General features: G+C 61.7%; 8 protein-coding genes and 1 tRNA gene. 5 read left to right on the top strand and 4 right to left on the bottom strand.

What is annotated here, in order from left to right:
* The first annotated feature begins 116 nt into the window (after positions 1-116).
* Complete coding sequence (locus tag BV071_RS19065) at positions 117-551, top strand: RNA-binding protein (RefSeq protein WP_035610697.1); 435 nt, start codon at positions 117-119, stop codon at positions 549-551.
* Between the two features lie 114 nt (positions 552-665).
* On the opposite strand, the gene BV071_RS19060 is transcribed toward BV071_RS19065, so the two are convergent.
* Together BV071_RS19060 and BV071_RS19055 are read right to left on the bottom strand one after the other, a co-directional pair.
* Positions 666-863, bottom strand: a complete 198-nt coding sequence (locus tag BV071_RS19060; RefSeq protein WP_035610695.1) for a hypothetical protein — start codon at positions 861-863, stop codon at positions 666-668.
* A 209-nt stretch (positions 864-1072) separates the two neighbouring features.
* Positions 1073-1144, bottom strand: a tRNA-Glu gene (locus tag BV071_RS19055).
* A 226-nt stretch (positions 1145-1370) separates the two neighbouring features.
* On the opposite strand from BV071_RS19055, the gene tkt reads away from it, so the two are divergent.
* The 3 genes from tkt to BV071_RS19040 all read left to right on the top strand — a co-directional run bounded on the left by tkt (position 1371) and on the right by BV071_RS19040 (position 6506).
* Positions 1371-3356, top strand: a complete 1986-nt coding sequence (gene tkt, locus BV071_RS19050; RefSeq protein ID WP_035610841.1) for a transketolase — start codon at positions 1371-1373, stop codon at positions 3354-3356.
* A 192-nt stretch (positions 3357-3548) separates the two neighbouring features.
* Complete coding sequence (locus BV071_RS19045; protein ID WP_265594617.1) at positions 3549-4673, top strand: hypothetical protein; 1125 nt, start codon at positions 3549-3551, stop codon at positions 4671-4673.
* A 129-nt stretch (positions 4674-4802) separates the two neighbouring features.
* Positions 4803-6506, top strand: coding sequence for a hypothetical protein (locus BV071_RS19040; protein WP_265594616.1), 1704 nt, complete (start codon positions 4803-4805; stop codon positions 6504-6506).
* Positions 6507-6631: 125 nt separating this feature from the next.
* On the opposite strand, the gene BV071_RS19035 is transcribed toward BV071_RS19040, so the two are convergent.
* The gene (locus BV071_RS19035) at positions 6632-9655 is read right to left on the bottom strand and encodes an autotransporter-associated beta strand repeat-containing protein (RefSeq protein ID WP_035610688.1); all 3024 of its coding nucleotides are present in this window, start codon (positions 9653-9655) and stop codon (positions 6632-6634) included.
* Between the two features lie 636 nt (positions 9656-10291).
* Positions 10292-11866, bottom strand: a complete 1575-nt coding sequence (locus BV071_RS19030; RefSeq protein ID WP_035610686.1) for a family 43 glycosylhydrolase — start codon at positions 11864-11866, stop codon at positions 10292-10294.
* A gap of 148 nt (positions 11867-12014) precedes the next feature.
* Here BV071_RS19030 and BV071_RS34370 point away from each other — a divergent pair, with 148 nt between their 5' ends.
* On the top strand, positions 12015-13910 hold the full coding sequence (locus tag BV071_RS34370; RefSeq protein ID WP_081886098.1) for a family 16 glycosylhydrolase: 1896 nt from the start codon (positions 12015-12017) through the stop codon (positions 13908-13910).
* The last annotated feature ends 16 nt before the right edge of the window (positions 13911-13926 follow it).

Below are 13926 nucleotides of genomic sequence, written 5' to 3'. Positions count from 1 at the left end.
CTGGCAGATTCAAGGCATGGAGGGTCATCAAGTGAATTAGTTCAGTGGTGATTTGAAACCCGGTTCGCGGGAACAGTCGAAGAAGAGACAGAGATAGTTCGGGCCACTGATTGAATATGAGCAAGATGTACGTGGGCAATCTGCCCTTCTCCGCCGGCGAAGAAGAACTGAAGGAAGCTTTCGGCCAATTCGGCGAAGTGACCGATGTGAGCCTGGTGATGGACCGCGAAACCGGCCGCCCGCGTGGCTTCGCTTTCGTGACCATGGGCAGCAAGGAAGCCATGGAAGCCGCAATCCGCGGTCTGGATGGCAAGGATTTCGGCGGCCGCAACCTGACCGTCAACGAAGCCCGTCCCCGTGAAGAACGCCCGTCCTTCGGCGGTGGCGGTGGTGACCGCCGCGGCGGTGGTGGCGGTGGCTACGGCGGTGATCGCCGTGGCGGCGGTGGTGGTGGCTACGGCGGCGGCGGCGGCGGTGGTGATCGCCGTGGCGGCGGTGGCGGCGGCAAAGGCGGCTACGGTGGTGGCGGCGGCGGCGGCAAGCGCTGGTAATCAGCAGCTTGCTCCAGCCTAACACTGGAATTTCAAAGGCGGACCTCTAGCGGGGTCCGCCTTTTTCGTTTTCATTTCGAGGTGAGGTTCCTTCAGGCCTCCAGCCGAATCCATTCATTTCGCGGGGTCCTCCACGGGTGCCGTCCCGGCTTCCGCCTGGCGGATGGCCTCTTCCACCTTCTCACGCAGGTCGGGGAAGCGGGCGGCATGGTTCTGCAGGCCTTTCGCGGCAGCCGCTATGGCGTCGGCCGACCATCTCTCATTGCAGGGATCGCTCTGGGCTGCGGCGAATTTCCCGGCTGCATCGATCAAAACCTCGGCTCGAGAAGAAGCCCTTCTCGTCGTAGAGAGCCGACTTTGCCGAGAACTCCAATGGCGGTTTGCGGGGTCACGCCCTCTGATAGAGGCTGCGCCGCGATTGGCGGGGCCGTTTTCTGAAAGAGCGGGCAGCTTCATCATCCGGCTCCGCCTCCCCAAACGACAGAAGCCGTCTCTTGCGAGACGGCTTCTTGAAAATCGAGCAACCCGTAGGGGAATCGAACCCCTATTGCCAGAATGAAAATCTGGAGTCCTAACCGTTAGACGAACGGGTCTTGCTAGTGTTGCCGCGAGCGGCGGGCGGAAAAATAGGCAGGGGCGGTGCCTTGGCAAGAAAAAAGAGGCATCAATCTTGGATGAATCTTCGGCCACCCATGCGCGTGTCGCATTCATACCATCACTGCCATGCAAGGATGCTGCCCCGCTTGCCGCTTGCCAGCGGGTTTCCAGACCCTACCCTGCCCGCCCTTGTCCGACAGCTCCGATCCGCTTCTTACCACGATGAATACCGCGATTCTCTCCCAAGCAGCCACGCAGGCCCGCGGCCTGGCGATGGACGCCGTGCATGCCTGCAACTCCGGACACCTCGGTCTGCCACTCGGCTGCGCGGAAATCGGCGCGGTCCTCTACGGTGCTGGCGGCCTGCGCTACTTCCCGGACGCCCCGAAGTGGCTCAACCGCGACCGCTTCATCCTCTCCGCCGGCCACGGCTCGATGTTCCTCTACAGCTGGCTGCACCTTTCCGGCTACGCGCTGCCGCTGGATGAGCTGAAGCGCTTCCGCCAGCTCGGCTCCCACACCCCGGGTCACCCGGAGTCCTTCGAGACCGTGGGCGTGGAAGCGACCACCGGCCCGCTCGGCCAAGGCATCGGCAATGCGGTGGGCTTCGCCCTCTCCGCCAAGCGCGCCGCCGCGAAGTTCAACACCGCGGAGCACACCATCTTCGACCAGCACATCTTCGCCCTGCATGGCGACGGCTGCTTGCAGGAAGGCGTGGCCAAGGAGGCGATCGCCTTCGCCGGCCACTTCGGCCTCGATAACCTGATCCTGATTTACGATTCCAACGACGTCACCCTCGACGCGATGGCGATCAAGACCCAAGGCGAGGATGCCGAGGGCTACTTCCACTCCCAGCAGTGGGACGCCGTGACAATCGACGGCCACGACTTCGCAGCGATCTCCGCCGCGATCACCAAGGCCAAGGCCGACAAGAACGGCCGCCCGAAGGTGATCATCGCCAAGACGGTGATCGGCAAGGGCATCCCGCAGGTGGCCGGCACCGCCGGTGCCCACGGTGAAGGTGGCGCCAAGTTCATCGACGAAGCCCGCGCCGGTCTCGGCCTGCCAGCGGATGAGCACTTCTATGTCTCCTCCGATGTGCGCGCTTACTTCGAAGGCGTGAAGGCCGAGTCCAAGAAGGGGTTCGATGCTTGGCAGGAAACCTACAATGCCTGGGCCGCCGCGAATCCCGAACTGGCCGCCGAGCTGAATGCCGGTGTCGCCAAGTCGGTGCCGAGCGACCTGTCCGCGAAGATCCCGGCCTTCGCCGCGGACTACAAGGATGCGACCCGCGGTGCGGGTGGTGTGGTGATCCAGGCGGTGGCCAAGGCCGTGCCGCAGTTCATCACCGGATCGGCTGACCTCTACGGCTCGACCAAGAACTACATCAAGGACGGCGGCGACTTCTCCACCGAGAACCCCGGTGGCCGCAACATCTGGTTCGGCATCCGTGAGCACGCGATGGGCGCCATCTGCAACGGCATCGCCTACGACGGCATTTTCCGCGCGAGCGGCGCGACCTTCCTGGTCTTCGCCGACTATGTGCGCCCCGCGATCCGCCTCGCCGCGCTGTCGCACTTGCCGGTGACCTACATCTTCACCCACGACTCCGTGGGCGTGGGCGAAGACGGCCCGACCCACCAGCCGGTGGAAACCGTCAGCGGCCTGCGGGTGATCCCGAATCTCGACGTGATCCGCCCGGCCGATGCCGAGGAGACCGCCGGTGCCTTCGTCGCCTCGATGCTGCGCACCGATGGCCCGACCCTGCTGAGCCTGACCCGCCAGGCGGTGCCGCTGATGAACGAGCTGTCCGTGGAAGAGCGCCGCGATGGCGTACTGCGCGGCGCCTACGTCGCCAAGAAGGAAACCGGCGATCTCAAGCTGATCCTCATGAGCTGCGGCTCCGAGCTGCAACACTGCATCGCCGCTGCCGCCGAACTCGGCGATGGCGTCCGCGTGGTCTCCGTCCCCTGCTTCGAGCGCTTCGACCGCCAGGGCAGCGACTACAAGGAAAGCGTGCTGCCAGCCGCTTGCACCAAGCGCATCGCCATCGAGGCGGGCGTGTCCGACCTGTGGTGGAAATACGTCGGCCTCGGCGGCAAGGTGCTCGGCATCGACCGCTTCGGCATCAGCGCCCCGGGCAACACGGTCATGAAGGAACTGGGCATGACCAAGGAGCACGTCGTCGCCGCCGCGAAGGCGATCTGATAGGGTTTACCGCTGATTGAATTTGAAAGGCGCGCTCTCCGGAAGGAGAGCGCGCTTTTTCATGAAACAAGGTGAGTATGCTACCTTATTGATCACAGGCCTCCTTAGTCTTTAACACTAGAAGACGGAAATAGGTTAAAGGGTCGACACTAGTCGACTTGCCAAGCCCCATAGACCTGCTCGAATCGTTTCATGAGTGCCAATCTCCAACCCACTACGAATGCAGATTGGACGTTGGCTTTCGTGATGCCTAACTTGAAATCGCGGGAGCCATTCGATTTCGGCGACGTTTCGATTGTTGGTGGCGACGAAGAACTGCTTGAAGAGATCGAGAAGGAGAGTCCCGCATCGCGGGCTCTTCTTTCGGGATTCAAAACGAGTCTTGGAGTTGATAAGCGCCCCGCCGCGTTGATATACCGAAAATCGCATAAGTTCTCGAATCCTTGGATGGCCATGGTTGACGCTAGGAACGCGGTCGCCGTTGCATCTGCTTGCTACGGATGGATTCGAACTATCGGACAGGCCAACGCGTTCGCTCTTCGGTATACCGACCATTTTGATTTCTATCCACGCTGGCCGTCGGCTGACGGCAAGCACTTGATCTATCAGGGGCCCGCTATCAGTCTTCTAAGCGAGGTCACCAAGTTCAGCGGGACTACACATCCCTACCTCTCTGTGACTGACTTTTCTCAGCCCGCATTTGACCTCGATCTACTGCATTCGTTGGCTAAAGCGTGGCGAAGGGTTCATGTCACACAACGACCTTCGCGCCAAGATCGCCGCTTGTTTCGGGCTCTCTCAGTTGCCTACGAGGCTTGCCGAGTTCCACAAGCGATGGACACCCCTTTATATGATCATGGTAAACATTGTTCCCTCTGGGTATCCGCCTTCGAGACCTTGGCTCACTCCGGAATTTGGGCGGGCCACACACAGGTGGTAACGCTAATTGGCAAACGTAATCTTGCCGATGCTCGCCTCAGTCGGAAGGTTTCCATGAAAATTTCAAAGAAGGGTGGAAAAGGAGGGAAACCCAAAACAGCGTCTCTAAATCTGCCGCAGAGACTTTATACGCGTCTCTATGCCGCTAGGAACAACTTCCTGCATGGAAACAAACTTTCTCTCCAAGATTTGATACCGAAAGGCCTCGGCGATCAAATACGGTTGCTAGATACAGCTCCTCTGGTTTTTTACACCGCATTGGAAGCCTGCATGCTGACCAAGCCCTTGCCTCCAACCAAAGATCCCATGGAGGAAATCCGCCGAATCTTGCGTTACAATGCGCTCGAAGAGAGTTTTGTCAGAGCCTTGGGACTCTGATCTGAGGGATAGCTTGACTGAGGCCATTTCGCGCTTGCGTTCGCACGGGGTGCTCGTTGAGCTTGCCTAAACTGGGGCAAAGTCAACGTAACTTGCGGCCCCACGCGTCCATTTCCACCGGTCACCATCGTGAAAGGATTGTTCTTCCTCGCGCTCGCCGCCCTGACTGATCCGCTTGCCTCCGCCGCGGAGAAGGCGGGAGTGCCGCAGCTCAGCCCTTTCGGGATCGGCAGTTGTTACATCAATGGCCGATCGATGGAGGACAATGCGCGCTGGGTGCCGCAGATGGAAGAGATCGGCCTGACGGCGTTGCGCACGCCGCATACCGATTGGGGCGCGGTGGAGCCGGAGGAAGGCAAGTGGGCTTGGGAGGCGCTCGACAAGCAGATGAAGTATCTGGACGAGCACAAGTTCGTCTATGGGGCGTTGCTGATCGGGACGCCGGGGTGGAACAAGAAGGATGCTCCGGGCTCGCTGCCGGTGAACAATCTAAGCGGCTGGTCGAATTATGTGACCGAGCTGACGAAGCACCTCAACGGACGGGTGAAGCGCTTCGAGGTGTGGAACGAGCCGCCGAACTTCACGGGCAAGGATCAGACCCCGGAGGATTATGCCAAGCTGGTCGCGGCCTCTTACAAGGCGGTGAAGGCGGTCGATCCGAACGCGCTGGTCGGGCTGGCGGCGAAGTCCGCGCACATCAATTACCTGGAGCAGGTGATCAAGGCCGGGGCGAAGGACCACTTCGATTACATCGTGCTGCATCCTTATGAGATCCTCGATGGCCTCGCTGAGGACAATGGGTCGGAGGCGGTGTTCCTGAACATCGTGCCGACGGTAAGGAAGATGCTGGCGGCGCAGAACCCGGCGAAGGCGAAGGTGCCGGTGATCTTCACCGAGCTGGGAATCGATGCGAAGAAGGGCAATGAGCGGCAGGCAGCCGGACTGGTGAAGGCCTATACGCTGGGGATCGCGCAGGGGGTGGAGTGCATCCAGTGGTTCGAAGGACGCGATGGCGACAGCGGGCCGATGGGCTTGCTGGATGGCGATGGCAAGCCGCGGCCGGCCTACACGGCGCTCGGCCAGATGATCAAGCACCTGGGGCAACACCCGAGCTATCTGGGATGGCTGCTGCTGAAGGACAAGCACTACGGCTTCGTCTTCAAGGGAGCCGCGGGACCGGTGCTCGTCTCGTGGGTATCGAACGGCAAGCCGGACACGATCGGCTTCGGCAAGGAGATGCAGGTGGTCGACCCTCTAACAGGGAAGTTCAGCGCGGCCAAGTCCATCGAGCTGACGACGACGCCGGTGTTGTTGCTCGGGGTGCCGGATGAGCTGGTCACGAAGGCCAAGGCCAACCTGCGCAAGCCTTTCCCCTGGGGCGGCGATTTCACGAATGCGAAGTCGGTCTCGATCAGCTTCGGCGAGAAGACGGAAGAGAAGGGGCTGCACACGCGGTCGGGAAGCGCGCTGGCCGAGGCGGTAGTGGCCTACGGTGGATCGGCGCGGGCGGGAAACACGCCGGGCGGCAGCGTGTTCATCGTGGATCCTAATTTCCTGAGCTACACAAGCACGCCGATCGAGATCACCGCGGTGGTCCGCCGCAACGAAGCCAACGACAACGCGGGCTTCAAGCTGGTCTATGAATCCACGAAGGGATTCGAGACGGCGGGCGGGTGGTACACGGTGCCGGACAACAAGGAGTGGCACACGGTGAAGTGGCAGATCGATAATCCCCAGTTTGTTTCCTACTGGGGCTACAACTTCATTCTGGAGTCGGATGGCAACCAGTACAACAAGTACTTCATCCAGAGCGTGACGGTGACGAAGCGCTAGCTGGCGCAAGGTCTCGCGAGGGTGACGGAGTCCTTTTCCCTGCGGCCGAGCTTGAGAAAAAATCGGGGAGGAGCGGCCGCTGCCACTCCTCCCCGGACCTTGCTACAAAACCCGGATGAGATGCTTTATGGAGTATCCACGGTCACGGTAAGCCGGGCGAATTTCGCGATATCGGGTGCGAGGGGCAGCGTGAGTGTGACGGTGTCGGTCGCACCATTGGTGATCACGGTAACCCCGCCACTGGACGACGCGGTATCGGCGCCGACATTGAAGAGCGTGTTCATCGCCCCAAGGTCGGTGCCCACTTCGATAACGACGGAGACGTCCTCCGTCATGTTTGTGCGGGCGCGTTGGAAGGTGAAGGTGAAGTTACTTCCGACCACGGCAGGAACGGGAGCACTGGCAGCGCTGGGAACCTTCGGGTCGGACCCCAAGACGTACTCCACGCTATCGGCCAAGCCGTCATGATCGAAGTCGGCAGCTTCATCTCCTGACAAGCCATTAAGCGTGGCCCAGGCGGAGTATCCATCTTTGACCAGCCGGACTTGCACGCCGTCTTCCTTGATCGTGTAGCCGGCCGGGAGGCCGACGACGCTGAAGGAGCCGGTGAATATGCCGCTGTTGCTGGCCAGGATGTAGCTGGTGCCTGTCAGCGGGCTGACCACTGACAGCTCGAGCACGGCCCCGGTGACGTCGAGGTCGCCAGTGACCGTCAGGCGGTCGGCGGTGGCCCCGGAGAGCTGGCACGCGTAGCGGCCGGCGATGACGGTGTTTGCCAGGTTGAGGTTCCCCACGCCATTGGCACCCGGAGCGATCGTCCCCCCGGCATTGACCGTCGTGACCTGGCCCAAGGTGCCGGTGCCGGACAGTGTGCCGCCAGTTTCGACCGTGACGGCGGAGCCGGCCAGGTTGTTGGCGAGAACCAGTGTGCCACCGAGGACCTTCGTAGGCCCGGTGTAGCTCAGGTTCCCTGACAGGGTCTGGGTGCCGGTGCCATCCTTGGTAATCGCCACCTTGCCACCGAGCGTGCCACCGTCGATGTCGCGGATGTTGCCGTTGTAGGAATAGCTGTTGGAGCCGGTGGGTTTGATGACAAGTTCGCCGGTGGGATAGTCAGAGGCGTCGCCGAAGCCACGGTTCTCGAGCACCACGAAGCCGCCGACGCCGGTGGAGACGAGGCCGCCGATGGTTTCCTTGTGGCCGTTCAGGCGGAAGTAGGTATCCGCCTGGCCGATATTGGCCCAGGAGACGATGCTGGTGTCCGCGATTTGTTCATCGCCCCCCAGCACGAGGCCGGAGTTGTTTGCGGTGAAGGAGAAGGAATCCAGGAAGATATCGCCGGGGATGGCGATCTGCCCCGGATCCTTGGCCAAGACGATCTTGCCGATCCCCTTCAGGCTGGTGGTTCCCGTATAGGTGTTGCTCGCCGAACCGGTCAGGCGGAGAATGCCATTCCCCTGCTTGATGAAGCCGCCAGTGCCAGCGATCACCTGCGACATCACGGTCGTGCCGGCGGTGACGTTGATCATCGGAGCGGAGGCGCCGAGCGTAAGGGTATCGCCCGTGAAGACATAGCCATCGGTATTGACGATGACGCGATCAGCATCGATCCCGCCTGACAGTGTGACGGTGCCGGAGGTACCGCCAAAGATGGCGACCTTCCGCTGTCCTGCGTTGTCCCAGGTGATGTTGTTGGCACCGGCATCAGTCGTCCAATTGGCGGAAGCCAGATTGGCCCAGGTGGCGCTACCGCCGGTGATGACGCTGTCGCCGGCACCCGCGGAGCCGGGGCTCACGTCCCAAGCGATGGTCGGGATGGACCCCGGGACGTTGGGATCGGTCCCGTGGGCGACTTCGTAGCCGTCGCTGTAGGTATCGCTATCGGAATCGGGATTGAGTGGATTGCTGCCGGTATCGGCTGCATTGACGAAGGTGTGGCTGTCGCTCTCCACGCCATCGAAGAGGCCGTCACCGTCGGTGTCGGGATTGTCGGGAAGGGTCCCGCGCTGGTACTCCTGAAGGTTGGTGCTGCCGTCGTTGTCCAGGTTGCCGGCCCCGTCATTGGTTCCCACAACCAATCCGTGGAGAGTTTCCCACGCGTCATCCATGCCGTCGAAGTCGCTGTCGTTCGCCGGGAGGATGGTGCCGAAGAGCTGGCACTCCGCGACCTGCATGGAGTTGGCGCTCGCCACTGTCCTGACCGTGGGGAAGGTCATGCGATAGGCGAGATAGGGATTGGTGTTGCCGATGGGGATGATCGGCCCGAGAGTGCCACGGGTATTCGGCAGGGTGACCGTGCCGGCGGCGATCTGAGTCCAGACGCCGTTGGGGGCCATACCGTGCAAGGTCCAGGAAGAGGGGTCGCGGACGTCGGAGTCGTTGGCCGTGGTGAGCTGGAAGCTGGTGACCACGCTGGCACCGACGCTGGGGACGACGAAGAAGCCGGAATTCTCTTCGCCGAAATTCAGGTACTTGGTGCCGCCGTTTCCGTCGATGACGCGGCTGACGAATTCACCGCCCGCAATGGAGCTGTTCCAGCCGGTGCAGAGGGTAGGATTCCCGGGTGCGAAGATCGGAGTGCCGGTGCCGCCCGTGCCCGTGTAGAGCTGGATCTCGGCGATCTGCATCAAGTTGTTCCCCACCGTATCCCGGGTGGTCGGGAAAACGATCCAGTAGGACGAGAAGGATTTGGTATTGGGAATATCGATGGCCGCCGCCGTGGTATTGCGCGTTGTCGGCAGGCTGAGCGTGCCTTGGGTGATGTAGGTCCAGTGGTCGGCAAAGCCGTTGCTCTTGTCCGTGCTGGTGATCGGTTGGTTCGTACCGAGAATGATGTAGCTGGAAGGATCGCGTTCCGCAGCATCGTTGGCCGTGGTCAGGACGATGCTCTTGGCCGCGGCAGCGGTAGTGGGAGTGACGATGATGCCGGCACTGTACTTGGATTGATTGAGGTATTTGGTGCTGGTGAGGCCATCCACCGCCTTGGGGGGATTCTCATTGCCGGGATAGTTGACGGCGGGATAGGTGACCGATCCTGTGGCACCGCCTGCGGTATCGAGGTCGTATGCAAAGATGGGATCGCCCGGAGTGAGCAAAGGGGCGGCGTGAGCGGCGGCAGAGGCGAGCGCGACCAAGCCAGCGACTCGCATAAGCCTACTGCGAGTGGAGTGAGCCAATGAAGCGGGGAGAGCTGGATTCAAGGTCCAAGCCGCAAGAGACGGGTTTTGTTTTTTCTGGTTCATCAGGGTTGGTTTTATTGGGGAGATAAGCAAACGCGGAGGAACGTGGGCTTAAAAGTGTCTGACAACTCGACCGGGGCCAAAGACCACTAGGGACGCTGGCGTGAACGGTCGGGATCTACGCATGGGGAAAAATGCCGTGCCGGCAACGAAGGCGTCGCTCCATCGGCAAGGCGGAATGAGGGGCTCCGTTAGCCGCTCCGCCGGCCAGCTTGGCGCTGGCGGTGACTCGGCTGAACGGGCGAATAGCGTATGTGATACTTGGGAGGTACACGCTCGTATTAGGGGTATCCGCCAGCACTACGCCGAAAGTCGAAGGGTGGGTTTAGTTTGCTGACCAAGAAAATTCCGGAGCAGCTGGCGACCGATGCCCTCGCGCGTTGCCTCAACGCGGGTGGGCAGACTCATTCATGGGCACGATCAGCTTCTCGACGCAGGAGAGCATCGACTTGCCAAAATGAAGCGACGGCATCTGGTAGAGATGCCGTCGCAGCAGGGAACCCAAATAATGGTCAGGCGATCCTTACGAGCCAGGATGGCTTGAGATCACTCGTAGCACAGCCCGACGGAATCAAAGATCCCGGTGTCGCCAGGCTTACCGGCGACGACAAGGCCCACGCGGGGAGCGCGGTCCCAGGGCGGGATGAAGGCGCCGTCGATCGCTTCGCCGATGGCTTTCCACTCTTGGCCATCGGTGCTTGAGGAGAAGCGGATGAGGCGGCCTTCGCGCACGCTCATGCGGAGTTGCAGCTTCTTGCCTTCGGGAAGGGCAGCGGTGGCGAGTTGCTTGGCCTGCCCTTTCTCGACCTGCGATACGACCAGACCAGCGTCCTCGATCCGCAGGGCGAGCGCGCTCTTAGCCTCGCCGTAGATGGCGAGGCCTTCTTGGGCGGAGCCGCTGCGATCAATGGTGGCGGTGAGCGTGTAGTCGCCCTTTTGCACGCGCACACCGAGGAAGGTTCCGGCCGGGCTCGCCGTGGCAGCGTCCGAGACGCCGAGATGCAGAGCTCCATCCGCGATTTTGATCACGGGCTCGCGCTGGAGATCCCATTGCCATGCCGGCGCCAGCTTGGAGCCGTCGAAGCTGTCCACGAAGTCCGCAGGAGATGGTGCCTGCCTCTTGCCGAAGGGCGAGACCGCCGTGGTGCTCGGCGACCGGCCGCCTGCGAACATCGGCCAGCCATTGTCCTGCCAGACCAATTCGTCGAGCATACCCTGGCGGCCGGTATAGACATTCTCCTTCGCGTTGTAGGCGTGATAGAGGAAGAAGCTGCGCTTGTCCGGCAGTGTGAGCAGAGTGCCGTGACCGGGACATTTCCATTCATCGCCGCCGGCGAGGATCGGGTTTGCGGGCGAAGGCTCCCATGGTCCCTTCACGCTCTTCGCGCGGGCCACTTCGAGCTGATAGTCGCAGCCGCGGCCGCAGCAGCCCTTCGAAGAATAGAACAGGTAATACCAGTCGCCGTGCTTGGCCATGACCTGGCCTTCGGCAGAGATCGGCTTGCCATCCGCTTGCAGGAGTTCGAAGGGCTCGCCCGTGAGCTTCAGGAGGTCATCGCTCATCTCGCAGGCCAGCAGCGAAACCGGACGGTTCTTTTCCAGGCCATAGGCCTTCCAGGAGAAGTAGGACTTGTCGTCATCATCGCGGAACACGAAGCCATCGATGGCCTCCGAACCCCACTCGCGGATGATGCCGCGATCGGTGAAGCCCTTGCGCGGATCGTCGCTGGTGGCGACGCCGATCACCGAGACATTGTCCGCCTTTCGCCGCGCGGTGTAGTAAACGTAGAAGATGCCATTGCGATGATACAATTCAGGCGCCCAGAAGCTACCGGAGGCCCATTCCGGTAATTTTGCGAAGACGGGGCCGATCTGCTCCCAGTTGACGAGATCCTTCGAGGTGTAGATCGGATAGAAAGGCGCCCATTCGGATGAGGTGCCGACGGCATAGTAGGTATCGCCGACGAGGATGACGCTCGGGTCGCAGAAGTCCCCGGCGATCACCGGATTCCGGTAGGTTTCCTCGGCTTGGGCCTGCAAGGCACCGCCACAAAAACCGAGGCTGGCGAAGCTGAGGACCGGCAGCAGCGTGAAAGCGCATTTTTTGAGGCGGAGAGTCATGGCTCCAAGAGACCCCTACCCTGCCGGGAAATGCAAGGAGGCTTTGCACCCGGCCCAAAGGAACAGGCGCGGAAAGACAGTTCCCCGGCCTCGCGTATGTGGCCGGATTGCGCAATTCTCTGGATTCCTCACCCCGTCTCGCCCGCTGATGAGATCACTCCCTTGGCTTCTGCTACCGCTCGCCCTGAACCTTGGTCCGGTCGCAATGGCCGAGGATCACTACCTCGAATTCAACCAAGGCCAGGACCGCGGTGGCGCGGAGTGGGTGCAGGCGATCGCGGTATCGACCCCGGCGCCACGCTCCGAGGTGAAGGGCGACGTGGAAGTGAAATTCAAGGCCAAGGGCATGGTCGCCGCGAAGGCGCTATGCTGGCAACAGCCGACCAAGGAGCAGCCGGGCGAATGGGGCCACGATGAGAATCTAACACCAAATGGAATCACGCTTGGAGACTCGGGCGAGGGCTCCTTCATCTTCCCCGCCGAACGCTTCCCGAATGGCCCGGCCAATGTGCGGATCTTCGCAGAGAGCAAGGAGGGCAAGAAGGACATCTATGAGCTGCAGCTCTTCAACCTTGGCGGAGTGAAGTGGAACCAGGGCATCCCGAAGAAGGATCCGCCCGCAGCCAAGGGACTGAAGCAAGTTTACGCGGACGACTTCAACGGCCCGCTCTCGATCTCGAATGACGGTCGCGGTTCCCGCTATGCATCGCACAAGCCACGCTTCGGTGACTTCAGCGGCTGGCAGTTCTCCGATGTGCTGGGCGAGGGCAAGCCCTTCTCACAAACCGGCACCTGGCTGAAGATCGCGGCGCGGAAGGACGATGCATCGCCCAAGGGCCGCAGTGGGATCATTTCCTCCGTGAACATGGATGGCAAAGGCTTCTGGGCGAAGCCGCCGGCCTATCTGGAGTGCCGCTTTACCGCGCAATCCGCGCCGGGCACCTGGCCCGCCTTCTGGACCATCACCGGCCTCGACCAAGGCTCGAACGGTGATGAGCTCGACATCATCGAAGCCTATGGCGGGAACGGCAGCGGGCATCCCAATCATCCGGGCTATTCCATCGTGACCCACCCGTGGGGACAGAAGGGCTCCGATGGGAAGGAGAAGCCGCATCCGAATACGGTGGTCAAGATGATGGATCTCGGTGGCAAGTCCTACTGGTCCACCACCTTCCACACCTATGCGGTTTCGATCGGCTTGGACGACACGGTCTACTACTTCGATGACATCGAGGTCTTCCGCCATCCCTCCAATCCGGTGTCGAAGGAGAATCCGCACTGCTTCCTGATCAACTATGCGATCGGCGGCATCAGCGGCTGGCCAATCGACCTCGAACGCTACGGGAATGGCAGCGACATGTATGTGGACTACGTGCGGGTCTATGCGAAGGAAGCGATCCCGGACCACGTGCTGCCACTGCCCGGCAGCGCGCCGGAGATCAGCACTCACGGCATCGGCCTGAACTTCTCCGTCGCAGGGGATGCTGGCACGGAGCTGGCACCCGGCGATATCGCGGGCGTCAAGGGTGTCTCCCAGACGAGCTGGAACAACCTGCCGGGAGCCAGTGGCCGCGCTGCTGAACTCAAGGACTCGACAGGCAAGGCCGCGGAGGGACTGAGCGCAACTTGGGAAGTACCGGCCGGCGATCAGGCATGGCGCAGCAAGACTGGCCGCGAATGGGGCTTCAACGGTGGCAACCTGACGATGCAGCGCGGCTACATCCAATCCGGCGGCAAGCTCGCGGTGAAGGGCATCCGCTATCCGCGCTATGAGGTGCACGTCTACTTGAATGCCGACGACAACGGCGGCTCGGGCCGGGTGAGCCTCCAAGCCAGCGGCCGCAAGGAAGACCGCTACTACAAGCTCGGCTGGCACGAAGGAAAGTTCATCGAGTCCGTCGGCACCACCGCGGAGACAGCCGCAGGCGGCAATCTGGTGGTCTTCCGCGGGCAGACCGCCGGCGAATTCTCGCTGGATTGGGATGGCAACCTGAGCGGCGGCTGGACTGGAGTGAGCGGGGTGCAGATCGTGGAGACCCCCTGAACCGCTTCGTTCCGCA

The organism is Haloferula sp. BvORR071 (genome assembly GCF_000739615.1).
GTDB lineage: Bacteria > Verrucomicrobiota > Verrucomicrobiia > Verrucomicrobiales > Akkermansiaceae > Haloferula.
Note: the sequence above shows the minus strand (reverse complement) of the source record. Positions and strands in the feature narration are given on the sequence as shown.

What these genes read in the sequence shown, in the direction of transcription:
- BV071_RS19045 (WP_265594617.1), top strand. Translation starts at nt 3,549, where the DNA reads ATGAGTGCCAATCTCCAACCCACTACGAATGCAGATTGGACGTTGGCT.
- BV071_RS19065 (WP_035610697.1), top strand. Translation starts at nt 117, where the DNA reads ATGAGCAAGATGTACGTGGGCAATCTGCCCTTCTCCGCCGGCGAAGAA.
- BV071_RS34370 (WP_081886098.1), top strand. Translation starts at nt 12,015, where the DNA reads ATGAGATCACTCCCTTGGCTTCTGCTACCGCTCGCCCTGAACCTTGGT.
- BV071_RS19030 (WP_035610686.1), bottom strand. Translation starts at nt 11,866, where the DNA reads ATGACTCTCCGCCTCAAAAAATGCGCTTTCACGCTGCTGCCGGTCCTC.
- BV071_RS19035 (WP_035610688.1), bottom strand. Translation starts at nt 9,655, where the DNA reads ATGCGAGTCGCTGGCTTGGTCGCGCTCGCCTCTGCCGCCGCTCACGCC.
- tkt (WP_035610841.1), top strand. Translation starts at nt 1,371, where the DNA reads ATGAATACCGCGATTCTCTCCCAAGCAGCCACGCAGGCCCGCGGCCTG.